Origin of the sequence: Fibrisoma limi BUZ 3, assembly GCF_000296815.2 — a bacterium.
In the GTDB taxonomy this organism is placed as follows: domain Bacteria; phylum Bacteroidota; class Bacteroidia; order Cytophagales; family Spirosomataceae; genus Fibrisoma; species Fibrisoma limi.
The window spans coordinates 691,362-713,421 of the sequence record NZ_CAIT01000006.1; the positions used below are offsets into that span (position 1 = coordinate 691,362).

Sequence of the window (22,060 nt, forward strand, 5' to 3'; positions counted from 1 at the left end):
TCGACCTTTTGTCAAAAACTGCTTTTCTGTGTTCGGGACACCAAATACCTTCGTTTCCATAGTCAGAGCTGTCCTGTAGGCTTTATACATAACTGAGTCACTGGGCAGTCTTTATCCGAACCCTCCTCGTATGCATCAGTTTACGCCTGCCGACGACGCCCTGATTGTCAGCCACGCCCTGGGCGACGGGACTAAAACCGTGTTTTCGCGGTTGCACTCGTTTCAGCGGGTGGATACGGATTCGCCTTCATTTTCAATTAAGTTTGTGCTGGACGGTGTCGAGTATTACCGGGTCAACCAGCATACCCACGCCGTCAGACGAGGAGAGTTTCTGCTGGTGAATCGGTCCCAGTCGCTGGAGATTGATTTCTCCGCGCAGGAGGCCGTGTTTGGACTGTGTCTGTACGTCAACGAAGCCCTGATTCAGGACGTGTACCACAACCTGATCAGTGCGGACGCCCGGCTGCTGGACAATCCGTTTGGGGCACCCGGCCGCACATTCGACTTCTACGAAGCCGTTTATACCGTGCAGGATGGTCCGCTGGGTGGTTTTCTGAGCCAGCTCGCTCAGCAGACAAATCGACAAACCGGTGCCATTGCCGTTGATCAGCACGAGTTGTATTACCAGACTGCCGAACGGCTGTTACGTTCTCAGCAACACGTACTGGGGGCGATTGACCGGCTATCGGCCCGGAACCGGTCGACGCGGAAGGAGCTATACCGACGGGTGTGCATTGCCCGCAACCTGATAGACACAGACATTCAGCACGACTGGAGTGTCGCCGAACTGTCGGCGCAGGCGGCCCTGTCGGAGTTCCATTTCTTCCGCTCCTTCAAGCAGGCGTTTGGCCAGTCGCCCCACCAGTACCTCATCCGGAAACGCTTGCAGCGAGCCAGCGACCTGCTACGGTCCAGGCAGTACACGATCTCCGATATAGCCTTCCTGACGGGGTTTTCGGATGTTTTTGCGTTCAGCAAGGCGTTTAAGAAGACGTACCGGGTGGCTCCCTCGCAATACCGCCAACAATAGCAGGTTTTGACAAACACCGCCGATTGTCGGCACCGTAAGTTTGTCAAAAACAAATACGATGAAACGTGTACGTGTCGTGCTGCCGCTGCTGTTCGTGCTGTCGGCCGCCCAGCTAACTTCGGCGCAACAGTTGAAAAAACGAGGGGTAATTGGCGTCGTTCCGGCACCCGTCAGCGAAGCCATTGCCCGGTACGTCGGTCTGCCCAAAGCCGAAGGGGTGCTGATTCAGCAGGTCGTTCCCAATACGACGGCCGAGCGGATCGGTATTCAGGAAAAGGACGTACTAACGAAAGTAAATGGGCAGCCGATCAAAGGACCGCAGGAGCTGATTGCGTTCTCGCAGAAACTGACCGAAGGCGACGCCGTCAGCGTGACGCTCATTCGTGACAAAAAAGAGCAGGTTCTGTCGGGCAAAGCCGTGGCCCGCGCCAATGAGGTGGCTCCTGATCTGGAACTGGTGTACGACGAATTCCCGTTTCAGAATGGCTACATCCGGGCGCTGGTAAAGCGGCAGAAAGGGACGGCTGGTAAGAAGCAGCCGGTGGTGTATTTCATCCAGGGCGCGTCGTGCATGACGATGGGCTATCTGCCGCCGGTTGATCCGTACCGGATGGCGACCGATCAACTGGCCCGGAAAGGGTATGCGGTGTATATGGTCGAGAAACCCGGCATGGGCGATTGCGACGGTACGCAACCCTGCGCCGAAATTGGCTTCAATACGGAATTGGCTGCTTTTCAGAAAGGGTATGAGAAGCTGCTGACCCTCGACTGGGTCGATAAAGACAATGTTTTCATTTTCGGGCATTCGCTGGGCGGTATTGTCGCGCCCTTGCTGGCAGAGCAGTTTAAGCCCAGGGGAGTAGTTGTTTACGGTACCGTGCTGCGGTCGTGGCACGATTACATGATCGACATCCTGCGCGACCAGCGGACCCTGGAGGGAATAGATTATGCTGAAGCCGAAGTAGATCTGCAACGGGTACGGGAACCTCTGTTTCGGTATTTTTACCAGAAGAAATCTCCCGACGATCTCGTAAAGGAAAATCCGGCGCTCGGCCGGGCCTTTGCCGAACGAATGGCGTATGACGGCAAGGGGCATCTTTTCGGGCGGCACTACAGCTTCTGGCAGGAGTTGAATGAGAAAAACCTGTACGACGCCTGGAAGAAAACGGATGCCCATGTGCTGGCCATCTACGGCGAAGCGGACATTGCGGCCCTTAAGCCCGACGATCATGTACAAATTGCCAACGTCGTCAATCGCTATCACCCGGGCAAGGGCGAGTACTTCTTGTTGCCCAAAACCGACCACGGCCTGGTTGAGGTTGGCAGCCTGCAGGAGTTTCTGGCCATAAAGGATTCACCGGAGTACGAACAACTGCTCCGCAATAAGTTCAACACCAGGCTGATCGATAAGCTTGATCTGTGGATGAAGGAGAAAAGCCGGCGCAGTTAAGCCCAAACGGTATCGGATGGAAATCAACGGCAGGTAAGTGTGGTAGGAGTACCACACTTACCTGCCGTTGGTACGTTCTGACCTGATGTATGGTTATAATTTGCCGAATGCGTACTTTTCCGGGCAGATACCCTTCTAAAGTATGAAACTATTCCGCTTCGGCGCTCCTTCTCACGAACACCCCGGTGTGGTGTTGCCTACCGGCCAGCACATTGATGTTACTCATTTTGGCGAAGACTACGACGAAACTTTCTTTGCCTCCAACGGTCCCGAGCGACTGGCGCACTGGCTTGACAGTCACGCGCAGCACTGCCCTGACGTATCGCCCGATACCCGCTTCGGCCCCTGCGTCAAACGGCCTTCCAAAATCATTTGTGTTGGATTAAATTACGCCAAACACGCGGCCGAAACCGGTGCGCAATCACCCGCCGAACCGATCCTGTTCTTTAAATCAACCACGGCCCTTGTCGGCCCAAACGATGAGGTCATCATCCCAAAACGCTCGGAAAAAACCGACTGGGAGGTGGAACTGGCTATTATTATCGGTAAAAAAGCGTCCTACGTTGAACTCGACGATGCCATGGATTACATCGCCGGCTATGCCGTTCACAACGACTACAGTGAGCGGGCTTTTCAGCTTGAACGGGGTGGTCAGTGGGTAAAAGGCAAGAGCGCCGATACGTTCGCACCCCTGGGGCCGTATCTGGTCACGAAAGACGACGTTCCCAACCCGAACGCATTGCGTCTGTGGCTGTCGCTGAATGGCGAACGGCTGCAGGATTCCAATACCGACGACATGATTTTCGACGTGCCGACCCTGGTCAGTTACATCAGCCAGTTCATGACTTTGCTGCCGGGCGACGTAATCTCAACGGGAACCCCGGCCGGTGTGGGTATGGGGCTCAATCCGCAGCGTTTTCTCAAACCCGGCGATGTCGTAGAACTGGGTATCGAAGGGCTGGGTGAGCAGCGCCAGACAGCCGTTAGTTATCATTGATAATAAGGAAGAAGGGGAGGAAAGGGAAAAAGGAAGAAAGGGAGTCCGTCAAGCGCCGTTTCCCTTTTCTCCCCTTCCTCCTTTCCTCCTTCTTTTCCCTTTCCTCCTTCTTTTCCCTTTCCTCCCTTCTTCCCCATGACCATCGACGCGCATCAACATTTCTGGTTTTATGACCCTGAGCGGGATACGTGGATAACCGACGAGATGGCCGCCATCCGGCGTGACTTTCTGCCGGCCGATCTGGAACCGGTTCTGAAGGAAAACGGTATCGACGGCTGCGTAGCGGTACAGGCCGATCAGTCGGAGGCAGAAACGCTGTTTCTGATTAAGATGGCCGAATCCTACGACATCGTTCGGGGGGTGGTAGGCTGGGCTGACCTGCGGGCTGAGAACATCTACGAGCGACTGGAAGCCTTTTCGCAGTACGAGGAGGTTAAAGGGTTTCGGCACGTAGCCCAGGCCGAACCCGACGATTTTCTGACGCGTCCGGACGTAATCCGGGGCATTCGGCAACTGGCGGCCTTCGACCTGACGTACGACATCCTGATTTACCCACAACAGCTCAAATCGGCCCTGCATCTGGTACGTGCCGTTCCGGAGGTCAAGTTTGTGATCGACCACCTGGCGAAGCCGCGCGTCAGCGAGCAGCGGATCAATACATGGTCGAACTTTATGGCCGAGATTGCCAGACAACCGAACGTGTACTGCAAGCTGTCGGGACTGGTTACCGAAGCCGACTGGCAGAACTGGAGCAAGAAAGACTTTTTCCCGTATCTGGATGCTGCCTTTGAACATTTCGGTCCCGATCGGCTGCTGTTCGGGTCCGACTGGCCGGTCTGTCTGGTTGCGGCCAATTACACCCAGGTCAAAACGCTGATCGAGGAGTATGTCATTCCCTGGGGTGAGGAGGTCCGGGCCAAGGTGTTCGGGGCCAACGCCGTTGACTTCTATCGATTGTAAATGAGGGATATTGGATGCTGTCTCATGTCCGGTATTCAATGCTCAGAATCTAACATTCAACCTGATGGACTTAAACTTACAAGACAAAATTATTCTCGTTACGGGCGGGGCCAAAGGCATTGGCGAAGGCATCAGTACCGTATTGGCAACGGAAGGGGCTATTCCCGTTATTGTCGGCAGGAACGAAGCCGATAATCAGAAAGTGGTTGAGGCCATCCGGGCGTCGGGCGGGAAGGCGCATCAGGTAGTTGCGGAACTTACCCGACCAGACGACTGCAAACGGGCCGTTGAACAGACACTGGCTCAGTTCGGGCAGATCGATGGCCTGGTGAACAACGCCGGGGTGAACGATGGCGTCGGCCTGGAGCAGGGCTGTTATGAAGACTTCATGGCGTCGCTGCACAAAAACCTGGTGCATTATTACCTGATGGCTCACCACGCGCTGCCCGCCCTGAAACAGTCGAAGGGCGCTATTGTCAACATCGGCTCCAAGGTCGCCGAAACCGGTCAGGGCAATACGTCTGCCTACGCGGCTGCCAACGGCGGACGGAACGCCCTGACACGGGAGTGGGCGGTTGAACTGCTGCCGTATGGTATCCGGGTCAACTGCGTCATCGTGGCCGAAAGCTGGACGCCCCTGTATGCGAACTGGATTAAAACGCTGCCCGATCCGGATAAGAAACTACAGCAGATCGTCTCGAAGATCCCCCTGCAACGACGCATGACCACTACTGAAGAGATTGCCAACGCCGTAGCGTTTCTGCTATCCGAACGATCCAGCCACACCACGGGGCAACTGCTGCACGTGGATGGCGGGTACACCCACCTCGACCGGGCTATAACGGACTGATTCTGTGGGCGTGGTGTCAGGTGTAGCACCTGACACCACGCCCACAGAATCAGTCGAACGACAAAAACCGTACATTTACTCTTTCCAAACCCGCTACCTATGCCTCTCGGACCCGTTACCGACAATGTCAAACTCAAATCCGGTGAAAAAACCGGCAACTTCGGCCTTGCGTTTGCGCTCGTTACCAGCCTGTTTTTCCTCTGGGGGCTGGCCAACAGCCTGAACGGCTCGCTGATCAAGCAGTTTCAGATTGCCCTCGACCTGGACCGCTTCCAGGCGGGAATCGTCGATTTTGCCTTTTATCTGGGCTATTTTTTCATGGCCCTGCCGGCGGGGTACGTCATGCGTAAGTTTGGCTATAAGCGTGGTATTCTGCTCGGACTGATCCTGTACGGCGGTGGCGCGTTTTTGTTCTACCCAGCGGCCGAAGTGCGGGTGTACAGTTTCTTCCTGTTCGCTCTGTTTACAATGGCCTGTGGCATCGCCTTTCTGGAAACGGCCGCCAATCTCTACGTAACCGTACTCGGCGATCCGGCCAAATCAGAGTGGCGTTTAAATTTCTCTCAATCCTTCAACGGTATCAGTATCATTCTCGGACCAATTATTGGGGCGCTCTTCATCTTTTCCAAGACGGAATACACCCCTGAGATGCTGAGCGCGATGCCAGCGGCTCAGGCCGAAGCCATTCGCGTGGAGGAGGCTCTGTCCGTTCAGGGGCCTTATTTGACCATAGGGCTGATCATTGCGTTCGTTACTGTCCTGTTTGCCATTACAAAAATGCCGGAAGTAGGTGCCGAAGAGGAACAGGCTGCGGGAAATATACCCATTACGAGCCTTTTCCGGCACCGGCACCTGACGCTGGGGATTATTGCGCAGTTTGTCAACGTGGGGGCGCAGGCCACGCTATGGGGGTACTTCGTTGACCTGAAGCTGGACCTATCCCGCGAGGGACACTGGGCATTGGCCGAAGGGTACATGAATATCATTAACTCGCTGACCGGCTCGCCTACCGAACTGTCGCCCACCCAGATTGCGGGCTTTCATGCGTCGTTTGCGCTGGTGCTGTTCATGCTCGGGCGCTTTGTCGGTACGTCGTTGATGACACGCATGCGTCCCAATATGGTGCTGACGATCTATTCAGCCGGAGCTGTAGCGATGGTCCTGCTGGCTATGCTGGCCGGTGGCGTAACCGCCGTCATCGCCCTGAGTTTCACGTACTTTTTCCAGAGCATCATGTTCCCGACCATCTTCGCGCTGGCGACCAAAGGGCTGGGCGTAGAGTCGAAGCTGGCGTCGTCGCTGGTAATCATGAGTATCGTTGGGGGAGCGTTGCTGCCCCTGGTGGCTGGCGCTTTGTTTGCCAGTGGGCCAAAATACGCCCTGCTGGTGCCGCTGGTCTGCTTCGCCTACATTGTGTTTTATGCAGCGCAGGGCTACCGAACCCGGGTAGCGGATGTTGAGCGGGCACCGATCGTATAAACAAATGATGCGGTTGCTGCGACGAACTATGTACATACTGCTCGGAATAATTGCCTTGTTAGCCGTTGTGGCCGTACTGGTGCTGCAATTGCCTTCGTTCGGAGCAATGCCTGCCGGCGATCGGCTGAAGCGGATCGAAGCGTCGGCGAATTACCAGGATGGCCATTTTCACTTTCCCATCGAAACACCAATGATGGCTCCGGGCGTATCATACTGGCAACTGGTGATAAAGTACCTGCGGCCGGTTGCTAACCGGGAACCGACAAAACCGCTGCCCTCGGTCAAAACTGATCTGAACAGCCTGGGTGCCGATACGTCGGGGGGAAGCCCGGTCGTCGTGTGGTTTGGTCATTCATCGTACCTGATTAAGCTGGAAGGACAGACGATACTGGTTGATCCGGTGTTCAGTGACCGCCCCTCACCGATTGCTGTGCTGGGGACGAAAAGCTACCCGGGAACGAACGTCTATTCGGTCGATGACCTGCCGCCCATTGATGTGGTTGTCATCACCCACGACCACTACGATCACCTGGACTACGATACTATACTAAAGCTGATCCCTAAAGCAAAGCAGTTTCATACGGCATTAGGCGTTGGAGCGCACCTGGCTCGCTGGGGAGTTGCGGAGTCGGCCATCCACGAATACGACTGGGGCGAGGGCGGACCGGTGGGACGTGGTTTGTCCCTCCGGGCGGTTCGGGCGCGTCACTTCTCCGGGCGGGGACTGGTCAACGGAAAAACCCTCTGGACCGCCTTTGTCCTGCAGTCGCCGTCGCATAAGCTGTTTTTAGGCGGAGATTCGGGCTACGGACCGCATTTTCGGGAAATCGGGGATGCCTATGGCCCTTTCGACCTGGCTTTGCTCGAAGCGGGGCAGTACGATGTACAGTGGCCCTTGATTCACATGATGCCGGAAGAAACAGTGCAGGCGGCCGTCGATCTGCGGGCAAACGTATTGATGCCCGTCCATTGGGGCAAGTTTACCCTGGCCCTCCACGCCTGGACTGAGCCGGTGGAACGAGTGCTCAAAAAAGCTGCTGAGTTGAACGTAACAGTTACTACGCCCTTAATCGGCGAACCCATCGTGGTTGGACAAACGTATCCGCAGAAGCGGTGGTGGGCGTTTTGAGATTGGCTGTTGTTCGGGGTTTGTGGTTCGTAGTTTAGAGATACTTGGGAGCCATTAAACCACAAACAAACTCACAACGCCCAAACCACAAACTACGAACCCCATAAACCACAAACCAACAAACCATGCGCTACGCACTGGCCCTTGATCTCAAAGATGACCCGGCGCTGATTGCCGAGTACGAACAATACCACGAGCGGATCTGGCCCGAAATTGAGGCCAGTATACGGTCGGCGGGCATCGTCAGCATGGAAATTTACCGCATCGGTAACCGGCTGTTTATGATCATGGAAACAGACGAACACTTTTCGTTTGAGCGGAAGGCGCAACTGGATGCTGAAAACCCCAGGGTACAGGTGTGGGAAGACCTGATGTGGCGCTATCAACAGGCTTTACCGATGGCCAAACCCGGTGAAAAATGGCTGTTAATGCAGCGAATCTTTGCGTTGTAGCCCGTTTTTCAAACTGTTCCGGGGCGACAAGTAGTTATTAGGGTGATGACATCAATCCCCTTTACCATGAAGTATGGATGGATAGGTTTACTGGTCTGGCTCGTGTCGACTACGGGCGTTGTAGGACAGAAACTAACCGTAATGACGTATAACATCCACCACGGTTTCAGCCAGCGGGGAGGAACGAACCTGATCCAGGTTGGCCGACTGATCCGAAGTACGGGGGCCGATCTGGTGGCTTTGCAGGAAGTAGACAGCGCGACAGCCAGTAGTTTAGGTAAAAACCAGGCGGCTCAGCTCAGTTACCTGACCGGTTTGAAGGCGGTGTTTGGCAAAGAAGCTAATGCCGAAGCAGGAGGGTACGGGGTAGCTATCTTATCGAAATATCCGATTATTGCCCAGCAGTTGATTCCATTGCCGAATCCGGACCTGACCGAACCCCGTGTTCTTCTGTGTGCGTATGTAGAACTGCCCAACAAAAAGACGGTCCGGTTCTGCACCACGCGGCTCGACGACCGCTCGGAGGTGGGACGAGGGGTACAGGCGGCTACGATCAGTGCGTTGCTGGAGCCGAGTATTCAGCCGGTGATCTGGGCGGGTGACCTGAACGCTCATCCCGATCAGAAGGCCGTAGAGCCCCTGCTGGGTCGCTGGTATGATGCGGGTCGGAACTCGGATGCCATTACGTTTCCAGACCTGGGAAGTCGGACGGATTATATACTGACGCAGCCGGGTGGAGCCCTGAAACTGTTCAGTTATCGCGTCATTGAAGAAACCAATACGTCGTACCACTATCCCGTAGTGGCAACGTATCAACTTAAGTAAGACGGGCCGAGCCCCGTTCTATCGTATGAACGTCGCATTATTCATTCCCTGCTACGTGGATCAGTTCTACCCGCAGGTTGGCATTGCCACGCTGAGGTTACTGGAAAAATTAGGAGTTCAGACGGCTTTTCCCATGCAGCAGACCTGCTGTGGGCAGCCAATGGCCAACGCCGGCTGCGAACAGGATTCGATTCCGGTGTATCAGAATTACGTGCGGACATTTGCTGATTATGACTACATCGTCGCGCCGTCGGCCAGTTGTGTGTACCACGTCCGGAAGCACTTCAACATCATCGAGCAAACCCCGGCCGTCCGGCACGTTCGCGAACGGACCTTCGAGCTGGTGCAGTTTCTGACCGACGTACTGGGTGTCACTACCATTGAGGCAGAATTCCCGTACCGCGTGGGGCTGCACCTGAGTTGTCATGGGCAGCGGGGCCTCCGGCTGGCTACCGATTCGGAGCAGACACCGGTACGCGACGGGCAGATCAGCCGGCTGCTGAAGCAGGTGAAAGGCCTCGAACTGGTCGATCTGGGGCGCTACGACGAATGCTGCGGGTTTGGCGGGGCGTTCTGCGTAACGGAAGCGGCCGTATCGGCCCGGATGGGGCAGGATCGCGTGCAGGACCACGTCGATCATGGCGCGCAGGTCATCACCGGTGGCGATATGTCGTGTCTGATGCACCTGGAAGGCATTGTCCGGCGAAGAAAACTGCCAGTCAGGGTTATGCACGTAGCGGAAATTCTAAATGCAGAAAAATAATTTGTAAAGTTTGCTTGACAAATGGTAAAATAAATTTGATACTTGTGTGTCAAATAAACTTTACATATCGTATGAAAACGCAGTGGTTATTTCCGCATCGGTACCGCCTGATTGGCTGGTTCATTTTAATTCCTTGTATAATTCTGGGCTTAGCTGCGCTTTACAAGGAGTTTTACTTTGATTTTCTGACGATCGATCTACGTAGTACGACTCAGGGTAAAAGTGGGATGTCCGCTTTTTTTGAACCGGATGTTATAAACCTAACCGACGAACTGGCTGCGCTGGGTGTGATCGCCGGGTTGTTGATGATCGGCTTTTCGCGGGAAGCCATTGAAGACGAGATGGTGAGTCAGTTACGGCTGGAATGCCTGCAGTGGAGTGTGTACGTCAATTACATCATTCTGGCCGTTGCCATTTTATTGGTACACGGAACGAGGTTTCTAGACGTAATGCTCTACAACATGTTTACCGTATTGCTGGTATTTGTGATTCGGTTTCGGTTGCTGATGCTGAAAAACAGTCGGGTGCTGGCGTTATGAAGAACCGCATCAAGGTTTGGCGGGCTGAGCACAACATATCGCAGGGGGAACTGGCTGAGAGAATCGGGGTGAGCCGACAAACCGTGAATTCGATTGAGACAGGACGCTACGTTCCGTCGACGATCCTGGCCCTGAAAATTGCGCGCGTGTTTGAGCAGCCGGTGGAAGCTGTCTTTCAACTGGACGAAACAGATTAAGTGTGCCGAATCGGTATATCATAGCTGGTCCAAACGGCGCTGGGAAGACGACCGCAGCCTATACGTTGCTACCAGGTAAAGGGGGGACATAACATACCGTCTGATGTCATTGAGCGACGGTATCACCGAAGTCTGATTAACCTGAATTCGTTATATTTACCTCTATGTGATCAGACCGTTGTCGTCAACAATTCGACCCCCGAACTCAGCTTAGTTGCTGAATGTTGGAAAGGCGATGAGCGCGTTTTTGACGAACTGGTTTGGACTTCTCTGAAACAATATGGAAGCTGAGCGACTATCTCCAGGAAGTGAACAATTAGTGGCCGGTATGCGCCGGGCTGTGCAGAAGGTCATTGAACAGGCCAAACGAAATGATGAAGAACTGGTCATTGCCCGCAACGGAAAGCCCGTTCGTATCAAAGCCCGAGAGCTATAACCTATGACTCACCCCGAAGCTGCCGAACGATTTACGGCCGATGTTGACCGCACCACTTGGCATGATCAGTCGCTGTGGTTCATCCGCCAGAAACGCGATCGCATGACGTATCAGTTGCCCGAATGGGAGCAACTACGTGAGCTGGCGTCGCAGATCAAGGAACACGCACTGAGTCGTCTGGATGCCTATCTGGAGGAATTTGAGCGAAACGCGCAGGCAAATGGCGTCCAGGTACACTGGGCCGCCGATGCTCAGGAACACAACGAGATCGTGCTGCGGATCATCCGGCAGCATCAGGCGCAGCGGATCGTGAAAAGTAAATCCATGCTCACGGAGGAATGCCACCTGAATCCGTTTCTCGAACAGCACGGCATTGAGGTGGTGGATACGGACCTGGGCGAGCGGATTATTCAGTTCACGAACGAACCGCCGAGCCATATCGTCATGCCCGCCATTCACCTCAAGAAGGAGGATGTCGGACGAATTTTTCACGAGCACCTTGGCACACCCGAGGGCGAAAGCGATCCGCAGCGCCTGACGGAAACGGCCCGGCAACACCTGCGGGAGAAATTCGTCGCGGCCGACGTTGCCATTTCGGGGGTAAATTTCGCCATTGCCGAAACGGGTGGCTTTGTGGTCTGCACGAACGAGGGAAATGCTGATCTGGGCGTAACGCTGGCCCCGGTACACATCGCCTGCATGGGTATCGAGAAAATCATTCCTAAACTCGAACATCTGGGCGTCTTTACGCGGCTGCTGGCCCGTTCGGCTACCGGTCAGCTATCGACCACCTACACCAGTCATTTTCATAAGGCAAGACCCGGTCAGGAACTCCACATTGTCCTGGTCGACAATGGACGTACTACCCAGCTTGGTCGCCCGGATTTCCGGAATTCGCTCAAGTGCATCCGGTGCGGTGCCTGCATGAACACCTGCCCGGTGTACCGCCGTAGCGGAGGACACAGCTACGACTTTACCGTGCCCGGCCCGATTGGGGCCATTCTGTCGCCCAACATTGACCTTAAAAAGCACAGTTCGCTGCCGTTTGCGTCGACGCTCTGTGGCTCGTGTTCGGACGTCTGCCCGGTGAAGATTGATATTCACGTTCAGCTCTATAAATGGCGGCAACTAATCGGGCAGGCCAACGCCATGCCCGCGGGCAAACGGCTGGGCATGAAAGGGCTGGCTGCCGTACTGGCCCGCCCGAAGGTGTATGCCCGCCTGGGTCGGGTGGCCCGCAAGATGCTGGCCATGACGCCTTACGCACTGAGCCACAACGGTAAACTGAACCCCTGGGCCATTGCCCGTGAACTGCCCGAACCGCCGAAGGAAAGTTTCCGCGACTGGTACGCTAAAACGCAGATGTAAAAGTAATCCGTTGCGTAGGAAGCACTGATCCTACTACGTTGCTTACACCACCTATATTTACATTGAAGAAATAAACAACAAAAAAGCCCAATGAATGGGCTTTTTTGTTTACATTTATACTTAGTAATAACCTTAATGTTGTTATTAAGTTTATGAAAACTTTAAAAAGGTATTTATTGTGTCTGCTCCCTTTCCTAACGGATGCCTGTAAAAACCCCATTGACGGGATTCAGTTGGGGTTCAAAGACCCGATAACGCAGGGAGTGCTTGAGCTACGGTTGATCGATCCGGCGGGCAAACCACTGCCGAAGCAAATCAATGTGAAGCTGGCCGGACCGGATGCGTCACGTATCGTTACTACGCTGAATACCAATCGTTATAAGGTTAATGCGGACGGCATTTTATTGCTGGCGGCTTCACCCCAGTCGTCGCCCTCGGCGCAGCAACCCCTGCGGTTTACGGTCGTTCTTGAATCGGAGGGATACCTGCCGGTGGTGCAGCCGGTCGTGATGACCAGTCTGAATCGTCAGGTGCGTACGGTTCGGTTTATCAACATCCCTCTGCCACCGGCTACGCTCTCGGCGGAACTCACCGCTGGTCGGGCCGGAACGGATGGCGCCTTGACGACAACACTTACCCTGGACACGCCCCTCCAGTCGGGAAAAGTTGATAACGCCAGCCTTACGTTGCCGATGGGTACCAAACTAACCGACCGCGACGGGCAGGCGGTGAGCGGAGAACTGGCAATCAGTCTGGTCCATACAGATACCCGAAGCGGCAATGCCACCGCGCAGGTGCCGGGCGGGGGATTGATGAACAACGTCATGCCCTTGATCGCCGGTTCGCAGTCGCTGGGTCTGATGCGCGTTTCGTCGATGGGTGGTTCTGTCACCATTGAAGCGTATAACGAACAATACCAACTGGCGCGCAGCTTCTCGCAGCCAGTGCGCTTGACGATGGAACTGAATCCTGCCATGCGCCATCCGCAGGCCGACCGAACGATTCGGGCCGGGGACGTAATTCCGCTGTTCAGTTTTGATGCCCTGACAAGCGTCTGGCGGCAGGAAAAGCCGGGTGTCGTCGTGTTGAATCAGCAAACGGGGAGACTGGAATACCAGGCCGACGTATTGACCGCCGGAACCTTCGTTGTGGGCTGGGCCGACAGTATTTGTGAAGTTGGACCCGTCTTCAGCGTGAGCAGTAAATTAAAAAACGTGGATGTGAACTACCGTTGTGAAATCGTCGATGCCGTAACGGGCCAGCTGGCCGGTTCGTTTTATGCCAGCGCCAACGACGGTGCCCAGATCCGCATCACCGCACAGCCCCGGAACCGGCGGTTGAAACTGCGCGTGTTCGATGAAACCGATGCCTGGGGAAAAGGCACGAAAGGTGGGTTGATCGCTGAGTCGGCGGTGGGTACTTCCTGCGATGTGACGCCGGTTAGCCTGAATCTCGGGACGCTGCCCGTACCACCGCCTATGAAGCTGGAATTTCAGTTTTCGTGTCCTAAAGGCATGACGCTCGACGAAGCTGCACTACCCGCCATACTGCGGACGCAGTACAGCGAAGCCGGCAAAAACAACTGGCGCGAACTGGTCACGCTGACCCGAACCCAGCGGAATGTAACGTCCTATAAGCTGAAACAGGGACGCAAGTACGACCTGCGGGCGAGTACGGACGGGGGCGCAAGCTGGCCGTATCGTCAGAATGAGTACCTGCTCGATAAAGCCCAGTGGGTGTTCAAAGTCCGGCTGGAGTCCTACTGCAAATAGAACCATGAGTTGACGGGGGAACGTAGCAAAAAACGGTGATGGATTGTACCTTGCAAAAAATAACCTGTTTGTTATGCGCTTCCGATTACTTACGGCACTGGTCGGGCTGCTTAGCCTGACGGCGTTGGCTCAGCCCAATCCGGTAGTAAATACCTTCGTCAAAGACAATTATCAGAAATACGAGCACCAGATTCCAATGCGGGACGGCACGAAGCTGTTCACGATTGTGTACGTGCCGAAGGATGCATCAGAAACGAATAAATATCCGTTTCTGATGCAGCGGACCTGCTACAGCATTGCCCCCTACGGGGCTGATCAGTATGCCAACCGCCTGGGTCCGTCGCCAACGCTTGAGCAGGATAAATACATCTTTGTTTATCAGGACGTTCGCGGTCGGTATATGTCGGAAGGCACCTGGACGAACATGACGCCCAACCTGCCCGATCCGTCCGCTACGGCCAGCCGGAAGAAAGGCAAGGCGGTCGCTGGAGCAACGGCGGCCGGTTCCACCTCGGCCGGTTCGCCGGACGAAAGTTCGGATACGTACGATACCATTGAGTGGCTCCTGAAAAACGTTAAATTTCACAATGGCCGGGTAGGGCAGTGGGGGATTAGTTACCCTGGTTTCTACACGGCTGCGGCCCTGCCCGATGCCCACCCGGCCCTGAAAGCATCCTCGCCCCAGGCTCCGGTGTCCGACTTTTTCTTCGATGATTTTCACCACAACGGGGCCTTCATTCAGGCGTATCTGTTCACTTATCCGGTGTTTGGCGTTCAGCATCCCAAGCCAACGACAACGGCCTGGTTTATGTCCGAGATGATCAATACCGGCTCGAAAGACGGCTTTCAATGGCAGTACGACCTCGGGCCCCTGAAAAATGCCAATAAGTACTACAGCGATAACTTCTTCTGGCAGGAAACCATTAACCATCCAAACTACGACGAGTTCTGGCAGAAGCGCAGCATTTTACCGCATCTGAAGAATGTAAAACACGCCGTGATGACCGTGGGCGGCTGGTTTGATGCGGAGGATCTCTACGGGCCGCTCAATGTGTATAAGACGCTGGAAAAGAACAACGCCGGCATATACAACACGCTCGTGATGGGACCATTCGGGCATGGACGCTGGTCGCGGGAAACGGGACATACACTGCACAGCAACATCTATTTCGGCGACAGCATCGCTACGTTCTACCAGCGGAACATCGAAGCCAAATTCTTCAACCATTTCCTGAAAGGGCCCGGCGACGGAAAAACGGGTCTGCCCGAAGCGTATCTGTTTGATACCGGCCGCAAAGAATGGAAAACCTTCGACAAATGGCCAACTGCGAACGCCCAGACGGTGGCCTTTCAGTTAGCCGGGAATGGTCAGTTATTGCGGTCTGACGGTACGTCTGACCGTACCCCCAACCAAAGCCCCAGTAGCTCCGCCTTTTCAGAGTTTATTAGCGACCCGATGAAGCCCGTGCCCTACACGGAGGATATTACGACTACGCTCGGGTTTACGCCCTTCAATTATATGTCGGAGGATCAGCGGTTTGCCGGTCGCCGGCCGGATGTCCTGACGTTCCAGACCGAGCCCCTGACCGAAGACCTGACGCTGGGCGGGGAAATCATGGCGAAACTCAAAGTCAGTACCACCGGTACCGATGCCGACTGGGTTGTGAAGCTCATCGACGTGTACCCGCCTAATGAACCCAATCACCCGTATCTGCCCAATAAAAACATCACCCTCGGTAACTACCAGCAGATGGTGCGGTCGGAGGTGATGCGCGGCCGGTTCCGGAACAGTTTCGAAAAACCGGAGCCGTTCACGCCGGGGCAGGTAACCGATGTGAATTTCCGGCTTCAGGACGTACTGCATACGTTCAAAAAAGGCCACCGGGTAATGATTCAGGTGCAGAGTACGTGGTTCCCGCTCATCGATCGTAACCCCCAGAAATACGTCGATAACATTTACAAGGCCGACGCGGCCGATTTTCAGAAGGCCACGCACCGGGTGTACGATAACTCTTTGGTTGAGGTTCAGGTTTTACCGTAAAACACGTAGCAAAGCCATGAAAGCGATCTGGAACGGCACGACTATTGCCGAAAGCGACGATACGGTCGTCGTGGAAGGAAACCATTATTTTCCCCGGGATGCCGTCAGTCCCGAATACCTGACGGACAGTAACACGCATACCACCTGTCCCTGGAAAGGGTTAGCGTCGTATTTTACGCTTACCGTCGACGGAAAGACGAACCCGGACGCAGCCTGGTATTATCCGGACCCCAAACCGGCCGCCAGCGAAATCAAAGATCGTGTTGCCTTCTGGAAAGGCGTACGCGTGGAGCCCTAGCGATGATTGAGGTTCGGAACGTAACCAGGCAATATGGCGATCAACTGGTTGTAAACGACGTATCGTTTACAGTAGCGAAGGGCGAAACGATGGTCCTGCTCGGTACCAGCGGCAGCGGAAAAACGACGACCGTACGGATGATTAACCGGATGATTGACCCCTCCAGCGGGTCAATCGTCGTAAATGGGGTCGATGTCCGGCAACAGGACGGTCCCACCTTGCGCCGGAGCATCGGGTACGTCATTCAGGATGCGGGGCTGTTTCCGCATTATACCGTAGCCGAAAACGTAGCGACGGTGCCTAAACTGCTCGGCTGGGATGCGGCCGACATCCGCGAACGGACACGGGAACTGACCGACCGGCTGAGGTTGCCCCCGGACGTGCTGAATCGGTACCCGGCCGAACTGAGCGGAGGGCAGCGGCAGCGGGTAGGACTGGCCCGCGCCCTGGCGGCCCGTCCGCCCGTGGTATTGATGGATGAGCCATTCGGGGCGCTTGACCCGTTCACGCGCCGACACGTCCGGCGGGAACTGTTCGGGCTGAACGAACTGCGCGAAACCACCGTCGTGCTGGTAACGCACGATGTCAGCGAAGCCCTCGAACTGGCCGACCGGATCGTTCTCATGGACCAGGGACGTATTGTACAGATGGGGCGGCCTGACGAATTGCTGCAGCGGCCCGCCAACGATTTCGTGCGCGAATTCCTCGACGAAAAACCGCACCGACTCCTGTAAACTGAAACCAGTAAACCGAGAACAGCACAGGTAGCATGATCGATTTTTTTACGTTCGTACGCGAGCAGTCCGACAAACTACTTGATCAGACGATCACGCACATCAGCCTGACCTTTATCTCGCTGCTGCTGGCGTTACTGATCGGCGTTCCTCTTGGAATTCTGATTGCGGGCCGTCCCCGGCTGGCATCGGGTGTACTGGGGGTAGCCGGGGTGCTGCAAACCGTACCAAGCGTGGCCCTGCTGGGTTTTCTGATCCCGTTGCTCGGCATTGGCGTAGGACCCGCGCTGGTAGCTCTGTTTCTGTACGCCCTGTTGCCCATCATTCGCAATACCTACGTTGGTATCCAGGAAGTAAGTCCGGCGGTGCGGGATGCCGCCCGGGGCATCGGCATGACCGATCGGCAGATTTTGTTCAGCGTTGAACTACCGCTGGCACTGCCGGTGCTGTTTGCGGGCATCCGGACGGCGACCGTCATTAATGTGGGAGTGGCGACGCTGGCGGCCTACGTAGCGGCCGGGGGGCTGGGGGAGTTCATTTTCGGGGGGATTGCCCTCAGCAACGTCAACATGATTCTGGCCGGGGCTATTCCGGCGGCTCTGCTGGCGGTAGGGTTTGATCTGGGCCTGGCCCGCTTGCAGCGGCTTCCTGCCCGACGGCTGCGTGTGGGGGCGCTGGTGTTTGTGGGGTTGCTGCCGCTGTTATCCGGGTTTTACCTGCTGCCGTCCCGATCCGACAAACTGGTAGCCGGCTTTGCACATGAGTTCTACGGGCGAGCCGATGGGTATCCGGGCCTCCAGCAAACGTACGGACTTCAGATAGCACCCCGCCTGATCGACCAGAACCTAATGTATGAGGCCATTCACCGCAAACAGGTCGATATCATCAGCGGCTATTCGACGGATGGCCGGATTAAAGCCTATGACCTGGTTGTGCTCGACGACGATCGGCATGCGTTTCCGCCCTACGATGCAGCTCCGGTGGTACGCCAGGCCACCCTCAGGCGCCACCCGGAACTGGAAGCCGTACTGAATCAACTGGCAGGACGCCTACCGGATTCGGTCATGACAACGCTCAACTACCGGGCCGATTACCGCCACGAATCGCCGGAGTCTATAGCGCGGGATTTTCTGAAACAGAATGGCTTATGGAAAACCCCCAAACCTGGCGACCGTTCTGCGACGATTGTGCTGGGTTCGAAGGTCTTTACCGAGCAGTACATCCTGGCCGAGATGTACCGGCAGCTCATTGAAGGGCAGACCGGCCTTCGGGTTGCTACCCGTACGGGACTTGGCGGGACGCAAATCTGCTTCGATGCCCTCCGTACGGGGGCGCTGGACTTCTACCCGGAGTATACCGGAACCGGATTGCTGGTCATCCTTCAGCCACCGGCCGCTGCGTTGCGGCAGCTTCCGATGCAGTCGGATTCTGTGTATGCCTTCGTAAAAACGGGGTTTGCTAAGCAGTTCGACCTGACCTGGCTGAAACCCCTGGGCTTTGGTAACAGCTATTGCCTGATGATGCGCCGGGAACAGGCCCGGGCGCTGGGAATACAGACCATATCTGATCTGGTCCGTTATCTGCAAACCAGTTAACCAGGCCGAAACTACTGAGTAGGCCATTGGCCCGAACCGCTTTATTCTGAACCTATAACCCTGAACCGTATGCTTGTTCTGTTTCGCTTGTTTCTCTTCTACGCCATTATCGGTAGTCTATTCGTTGCCCAGGCGCAGCCCGTCAATACGCTGTCGGCGCAGGAGCGTCAACAGGGTTGGAAACTGCTCTTCAATGGTAAAGACCTGAGCGGGTGGCATACGTACCTCGGCAAAGGCGTTGGTAAGGCCTGGCGCGTTGAGGAGGGCGCTATCAAGCTCGACGTACCGGTCCGATTGGGCAATAAGGCCAAAGACGGTGGGGATATCATTACCAACGCTTCGTTTTCGGGCGATTTTGAGTTCAAGGCCGATTGGAAAGTCAGCCGCCTGGCCAACAGCGGGATTTTCTTTTTCGTCGCGGAATCGCCGACGTTTAAAAACATGCACGATTCCGGTTTAGAACTCCAGATTCTCGATGATGCCATCTATGAAGGAGCGGCTGAGAACATGCACCGTGCCGGGGATTTCTTTGGCATCGCTAACGCCCGGCTCCGCGAGTCAGCACCGGTTGGGCAGTGGAACCAGGTTCACGTAATCCGGAAAGGAAAGCAGTTCAACGTGTACATCAACGGGTTTCTGGTGCAGGAACACGACCTGACCTCGGCCGACTGGAAGCAGCGCGTGGCGAAAAGCCCGTTAAAAGCCGCCCCGATCGGTTCGGGAACCCTGACGGGGCACATTGGCTTACAGGATTGGGGTAGTACGGTCTGGTACCGCAACCTCAAAGTCCGACAGTTGTAGGCATGAATTTCAATTATCTCCTCTTTTTAAAAACTGACGAATTGAATCATGAAGGTTTATCATAAGCGGCTCGGTTTGTTTCGCGATCCAGCGGTTCGGCGGGAATTGCAGACGCTCGATCCGGTTCGGGATCACCAGCGGATGGTACATCTGTTGACCGCCTACGAATTTCCGTTTGATATGACCCGGGCCCTTGAGCTGGCTTTGTTTCATACCTACGCCAGTCCGCGGGTATCGGGGCTGCTGGTGAAAACCGGTGAGTTTGAGCGGAACGGACAGAAACGCTACGACGATACCAGCCGGCTGATTGCAGAATTTATGGAATCCGGCTACGACAGTGAATCTGGGCAGCGGGCCATCACGCACATGAACCGTATCCATGGCCACTACCGCATTGATAACGCTGAGTACCTGTTTGTGCTGGGTACGTTTGTGTTTTACCCGATCGAGTGGATTAATCAGTACGGCTGGCGTCGGCTCACCGAGAGCGAGGAACAGGCGCTCTTTTATTTCTTTCGCGAAGTTGGCCAGCGTATGCACCTCCAGGATTTGCCCAGCAGCCTGCCTGATATGCGGTCGTTCATGAAAACGTACGAGGACCGCTACGTGCGCTACGCCCCCAGCAATCGGCGGGTGGCCGACGCTACAGTGGCCATTGTACAGCGCTGGTTTCCGTCTCCATTGCACCCGCTGGTACCACCAGTGTTTGCGGCCCTGCTCAGTGATAAACTACGGCAGGCCTTTGGTTACCAACGGCCGCCCGGCTGGGTATCGGGGTTAGTACAGATGGGGCTGTGGGTTCGTAAATGGCCGTTGCGCTGGGTGACGTTCAAGCCGTATCCGGCGCTGATCCGCAACACCTCGTTCCGGTATTACCCGAAAGGAGCCCCCGACATTGAAGCGGTTGGCCCTGATCTGATCCGTAGCGAAAAGACTCCATTACCCACGACCCATCGCACCGACTAGTGGGGTTGTTGCGCTATTTTTGCGGCCCGAATATCCGTTCATAATGAGGTCGTCTTTACTGATCGTTACCTGGCTGCGCCTACCTGGTTGTTCCCACGTTTTTATTCCTGTTAACCTGGGTAGGCGGCCAATGTGCGTTGGCCCTGGGGCCATGAGTGAAGGATTTTCCAGGTATCGGTACGCGCTCTTTGGGCTGCTCTTTAGTCTGAATGCCCGGCTGTTATCAAGTTTTATACTGAACAGTTTCCCTTGTCGGCGTCCGCCAACTCCATCGAACAACCGTTTCTGCACGGATATACGAACACATTCGACTTTCTGGGGAAGATGTATGGCGGCTCACGCACGGCTCGTCAGTACATGCTCAAAGAACGCTCGTCGTTCGAGACGTACTTCATGAGTAAACCGGGCGCTCCGTTCATACAAGACCTTGCGAACAAGCCGTTACGCTTCTGATGACCTACGGAAGCGTTTGCCGGAAGCCAGGCATCGTGCGGTGCTGCTACGGTACAATCAGGATGGGAGCGCTGAGAGAAATAGACTACTTAATCTATCAACAATGATAATGTATTGATACCGCTCCATCAGTTCTGCTAAACACCAGCCGGTGAGTAGGGTTGAATTTATAGCTGCATTCGCGTAGCTAACTTACTTTTCTCAACCATAACCAAACAAAACCATGGCTGATTACACCAACCAAACCATGTCTGGCTCGACACTGACTGATCGAACCGACCGGGTGATGACGGCAATGTTTTCCGACCGCGACAGCGCGGACCGTGCGTACGAAAAACTGAAAGATCGGGGATTTGCCGACAAGGATATTAACGTAATGATGTCCAACGAAACGCGTGACCGGCATTTTGCTGCCCGGCACGACAGCGACCACGATACCGATCTGGGTAACAAAACAATGGAGAAAGCGGGTGTCGGGTCCGCCATCGGCGGTACGGTCGGAGCCGTAGCTGCGGCCATCGCGGCCATTGGTACCAATCTGCTGTTGCCCGGCCTGGGGCTGGTCGTGGCCGGTCCGCTGGCGGCTGGTCTGGCCGGTGCAGGAGCCGGTGGTCTTACGGGTGGCCTGATCGGCGCGCTGGTCGGTTCAGGTATTCCCGAAGACCGGGCCAAAACCTACGAATCCGGAATAAGACAGGGAGGTATCGTGATTGGCGTACAGGCCCGCGATGCCGAGGATGTTCGGTACCTGGAGCAGCACGGCTTCCACTAATACGAAGTCTAACCAGTACTAAAAAGCCTCTGGACGCAACATCCAGAGGCTTTTTAGTACTGGTTCATTTTGGTGGTGCGCTTTACTCTTACCCCTGTCAACGGCCGACCGCTTCAGGGGGTTGGGGTAAGGACACGCCCAAAAGCTATTCTG

General features: G+C 55.3%; 23 protein-coding genes. All 23 read left to right on the forward strand.

The window, feature by feature from the left end; all coding sequences use genetic code 11:
- Positions 1-130 precede the first annotated feature (130 nt).
- The 23 genes from BN8_RS10820 to BN8_RS10925 all read left to right on the forward strand — a co-directional run bounded on the left by BN8_RS10820 (position 131) and on the right by BN8_RS10925 (position 21,907).
- Positions 131-1,030 (forward strand): helix-turn-helix transcriptional regulator, encoded by a 900-nt coding sequence (locus BN8_RS10820; RefSeq protein ID WP_009281902.1) that lies wholly within the window; start codon positions 131-133, stop codon positions 1,028-1,030.
- Between the two features lie 58 nt (positions 1,031-1,088).
- Positions 1,089-2,480 (forward strand): alpha/beta hydrolase family protein, encoded by a 1,392-nt coding sequence (locus tag BN8_RS10825; RefSeq protein WP_009281903.1) that lies wholly within the window; start codon positions 1,089-1,091, stop codon positions 2,478-2,480.
- A 142-nt stretch (positions 2,481-2,622) separates the two neighbouring features.
- Positions 2,623-3,477 carry a fumarylacetoacetate hydrolase family protein gene (locus BN8_RS10830; RefSeq protein ID WP_009281904.1) on the forward strand — a complete coding sequence of 285 codons (855 nt, stop codon included), beginning with the start codon at positions 2,623-2,625 and terminating at the stop codon, positions 3,475-3,477.
- Between the two features lie 135 nt (positions 3,478-3,612).
- Positions 3,613-4,437: an amidohydrolase family protein gene (locus tag BN8_RS10835; protein WP_009281905.1), complete on the forward strand. Its 825-nt coding sequence runs from the start codon at positions 3,613-3,615 to the stop codon at positions 4,435-4,437.
- 64 nt (positions 4,438-4,501) lie between these two features.
- Positions 4,502-5,287 (forward strand): L-fucose dehydrogenase, encoded by a 786-nt coding sequence (locus BN8_RS10840; protein ID WP_040005732.1) that lies wholly within the window; start codon positions 4,502-4,504, stop codon positions 5,285-5,287.
- A 99-nt stretch (positions 5,288-5,386) separates the two neighbouring features.
- A complete protein-coding gene (gene fucP / locus BN8_RS10845; protein WP_009281907.1) occupies positions 5,387-6,766 on the forward strand; it encodes an L-fucose:H+ symporter permease in 1,380 nt (459 codons plus the stop codon).
- 28 nt (positions 6,767-6,794) lie between these two features.
- On the forward strand, positions 6,795-7,895 hold the full coding sequence (locus tag BN8_RS10850; protein WP_229367901.1) for an MBL fold metallo-hydrolase: 1,101 nt from the start codon (positions 6,795-6,797) through the stop codon (positions 7,893-7,895).
- A gap of 125 nt (positions 7,896-8,020) precedes the next feature.
- Positions 8,021-8,347, forward strand: coding sequence for an L-rhamnose mutarotase (locus tag BN8_RS10855; protein WP_009281909.1), 327 nt, complete (start codon positions 8,021-8,023; stop codon positions 8,345-8,347).
- Between the two features lie 66 nt (positions 8,348-8,413).
- Positions 8,414-9,172: an endonuclease/exonuclease/phosphatase family protein gene (locus BN8_RS10860; protein ID WP_229367902.1), complete on the forward strand. Its 759-nt coding sequence runs from the start codon at positions 8,414-8,416 to the stop codon at positions 9,170-9,172.
- A gap of 25 nt (positions 9,173-9,197) precedes the next feature.
- Positions 9,198-9,935, forward strand: coding sequence for a (Fe-S)-binding protein (locus tag BN8_RS10865; RefSeq protein WP_009281911.1), 738 nt, complete (start codon positions 9,198-9,200; stop codon positions 9,933-9,935).
- A 71-nt stretch (positions 9,936-10,006) separates the two neighbouring features.
- A complete protein-coding gene (locus BN8_RS10870) occupies positions 10,007-10,474 on the forward strand; it encodes a hypothetical protein (protein ID WP_040005734.1) in 468 nt (155 codons plus the stop codon).
- Positions 10,471-10,671 carry a helix-turn-helix transcriptional regulator gene (locus BN8_RS10875; protein ID WP_040005735.1) on the forward strand — a complete coding sequence of 67 codons (201 nt, stop codon included), beginning with the start codon at positions 10,471-10,473 and terminating at the stop codon, positions 10,669-10,671. Before BN8_RS10870 ends, BN8_RS10875 begins: the two co-directional genes overlap by 4 nt.
- 280 nt (positions 10,672-10,951) lie before the next feature.
- Positions 10,952-11,107: a DUF8506 family protein gene (locus BN8_RS33245; protein WP_009281913.1), complete on the forward strand. Its 156-nt coding sequence runs from the start codon at positions 10,952-10,954 to the stop codon at positions 11,105-11,107.
- 3 nt (positions 11,108-11,110) lie between these two features.
- Positions 11,111-12,475: a lactate utilization protein B gene (locus BN8_RS10880; protein ID WP_009281914.1), complete on the forward strand. Its 1,365-nt coding sequence runs from the start codon at positions 11,111-11,113 to the stop codon at positions 12,473-12,475.
- 152 nt (positions 12,476-12,627) lie between these two features.
- A complete protein-coding gene (locus BN8_RS10885) occupies positions 12,628-14,247 on the forward strand; it encodes a hypothetical protein (RefSeq protein WP_009281915.1) in 1,620 nt (539 codons plus the stop codon).
- Between the two features lie 73 nt (positions 14,248-14,320).
- On the forward strand, positions 14,321-16,288 hold the full coding sequence (locus tag BN8_RS10890) for a CocE/NonD family hydrolase (protein ID WP_009281916.1): 1,968 nt from the start codon (positions 14,321-14,323) through the stop codon (positions 16,286-16,288).
- Positions 16,289-16,304: 16 nt separating this feature from the next.
- Complete coding sequence (locus tag BN8_RS10895; RefSeq protein WP_009281917.1) at positions 16,305-16,586, forward strand: DUF427 domain-containing protein; 282 nt, start codon at positions 16,305-16,307, stop codon at positions 16,584-16,586.
- 2 nt (positions 16,587-16,588) lie between these two features.
- Entirely contained in the window at positions 16,589-17,320 is a 732-nt protein-coding gene (locus BN8_RS10900; protein WP_009281918.1) for an ABC transporter ATP-binding protein, read from the forward strand.
- Between the two features lie 35 nt (positions 17,321-17,355).
- Positions 17,356-18,915, forward strand: coding sequence for an ABC transporter permease/substrate-binding protein (locus BN8_RS10905; protein WP_009281919.1), 1,560 nt, complete (start codon positions 17,356-17,358; stop codon positions 18,913-18,915).
- 69 nt (positions 18,916-18,984) lie between these two features.
- Complete coding sequence (locus BN8_RS10910; protein WP_009281920.1) at positions 18,985-19,716, forward strand: 3-keto-disaccharide hydrolase; 732 nt, start codon at positions 18,985-18,987, stop codon at positions 19,714-19,716.
- Positions 19,717-19,764: 48 nt separating this feature from the next.
- Positions 19,765-20,682 carry an oxygenase MpaB family protein gene (locus tag BN8_RS10915; RefSeq protein WP_009281921.1) on the forward strand — a complete coding sequence of 306 codons (918 nt, stop codon included), beginning with the start codon at positions 19,765-19,767 and terminating at the stop codon, positions 20,680-20,682.
- Between the two features lie 249 nt (positions 20,683-20,931).
- Entirely contained in the window at positions 20,932-21,135 is a 204-nt protein-coding gene (locus BN8_RS10920; RefSeq protein WP_040005736.1) for a hypothetical protein, read from the forward strand.
- 223 nt (positions 21,136-21,358) lie between these two features.
- Complete coding sequence (locus BN8_RS10925) at positions 21,359-21,907, forward strand: hypothetical protein (protein ID WP_051041032.1); 549 nt, start codon at positions 21,359-21,361, stop codon at positions 21,905-21,907.
- Positions 21,908-22,060: the final 153 nt, after the last annotated feature.

Coding starts and splice junctions, on each gene's coding strand:
- BN8_RS10860 (WP_229367902.1), top strand. CDS start 8,414: ATGAAGTATGGATGGATAGGTTTACTGGTCTGGCTCGTGTCGACTACG.
- BN8_RS10870 (WP_040005734.1), top strand. CDS start 10,007: ATGAAAACGCAGTGGTTATTTCCGCATCGGTACCGCCTGATTGGCTGG.
- BN8_RS10900 (WP_009281918.1), top strand. CDS start 16,589: ATGATTGAGGTTCGGAACGTAACCAGGCAATATGGCGATCAACTGGTT.
- BN8_RS10875 (WP_040005735.1), top strand. CDS start 10,471: ATGAAGAACCGCATCAAGGTTTGGCGGGCTGAGCACAACATATCGCAG.
- BN8_RS10840 (WP_040005732.1), top strand. CDS start 4,502: ATGGACTTAAACTTACAAGACAAAATTATTCTCGTTACGGGCGGGGCC.
- BN8_RS10865 (WP_009281911.1), top strand. CDS start 9,198: ATGAACGTCGCATTATTCATTCCCTGCTACGTGGATCAGTTCTACCCG.
- BN8_RS10895 (WP_009281917.1), top strand. CDS start 16,305: ATGAAAGCGATCTGGAACGGCACGACTATTGCCGAAAGCGACGATACG.
- BN8_RS10855 (WP_009281909.1), top strand. CDS start 8,021: ATGCGCTACGCACTGGCCCTTGATCTCAAAGATGACCCGGCGCTGATT.
- BN8_RS33245 (WP_009281913.1), top strand. CDS start 10,952: ATGGAAGCTGAGCGACTATCTCCAGGAAGTGAACAATTAGTGGCCGGT.
- BN8_RS10915 (WP_009281921.1), top strand. CDS start 19,765: ATGAAGGTTTATCATAAGCGGCTCGGTTTGTTTCGCGATCCAGCGGTT.
- BN8_RS10825 (WP_009281903.1), top strand. CDS start 1,089: ATGAAACGTGTACGTGTCGTGCTGCCGCTGCTGTTCGTGCTGTCGGCC.
- BN8_RS10850 (WP_229367901.1), top strand. CDS start 6,795: ATGTACATACTGCTCGGAATAATTGCCTTGTTAGCCGTTGTGGCCGTA.
- BN8_RS10885 (WP_009281915.1), top strand. CDS start 12,628: ATGAAAACTTTAAAAAGGTATTTATTGTGTCTGCTCCCTTTCCTAACG.
- BN8_RS10880 (WP_009281914.1), top strand. CDS start 11,111: ATGACTCACCCCGAAGCTGCCGAACGATTTACGGCCGATGTTGACCGC.
- BN8_RS10835 (WP_009281905.1), top strand. CDS start 3,613: ATGACCATCGACGCGCATCAACATTTCTGGTTTTATGACCCTGAGCGG.
- BN8_RS10890 (WP_009281916.1), top strand. CDS start 14,321: ATGCGCTTCCGATTACTTACGGCACTGGTCGGGCTGCTTAGCCTGACG.
- BN8_RS10905 (WP_009281919.1), top strand. CDS start 17,356: ATGATCGATTTTTTTACGTTCGTACGCGAGCAGTCCGACAAACTACTT.
- fucP (WP_009281907.1), top strand. CDS start 5,387: ATGCCTCTCGGACCCGTTACCGACAATGTCAAACTCAAATCCGGTGAA.
- BN8_RS10910 (WP_009281920.1), top strand. CDS start 18,985: ATGCTTGTTCTGTTTCGCTTGTTTCTCTTCTACGCCATTATCGGTAGT.
- BN8_RS10830 (WP_009281904.1), top strand. CDS start 2,623: ATGAAACTATTCCGCTTCGGCGCTCCTTCTCACGAACACCCCGGTGTG.
- BN8_RS10925 (WP_051041032.1), top strand. CDS start 21,359: ATGGCTGATTACACCAACCAAACCATGTCTGGCTCGACACTGACTGAT.
- BN8_RS10820 (WP_009281902.1), top strand. CDS start 131: ATGCATCAGTTTACGCCTGCCGACGACGCCCTGATTGTCAGCCACGCC.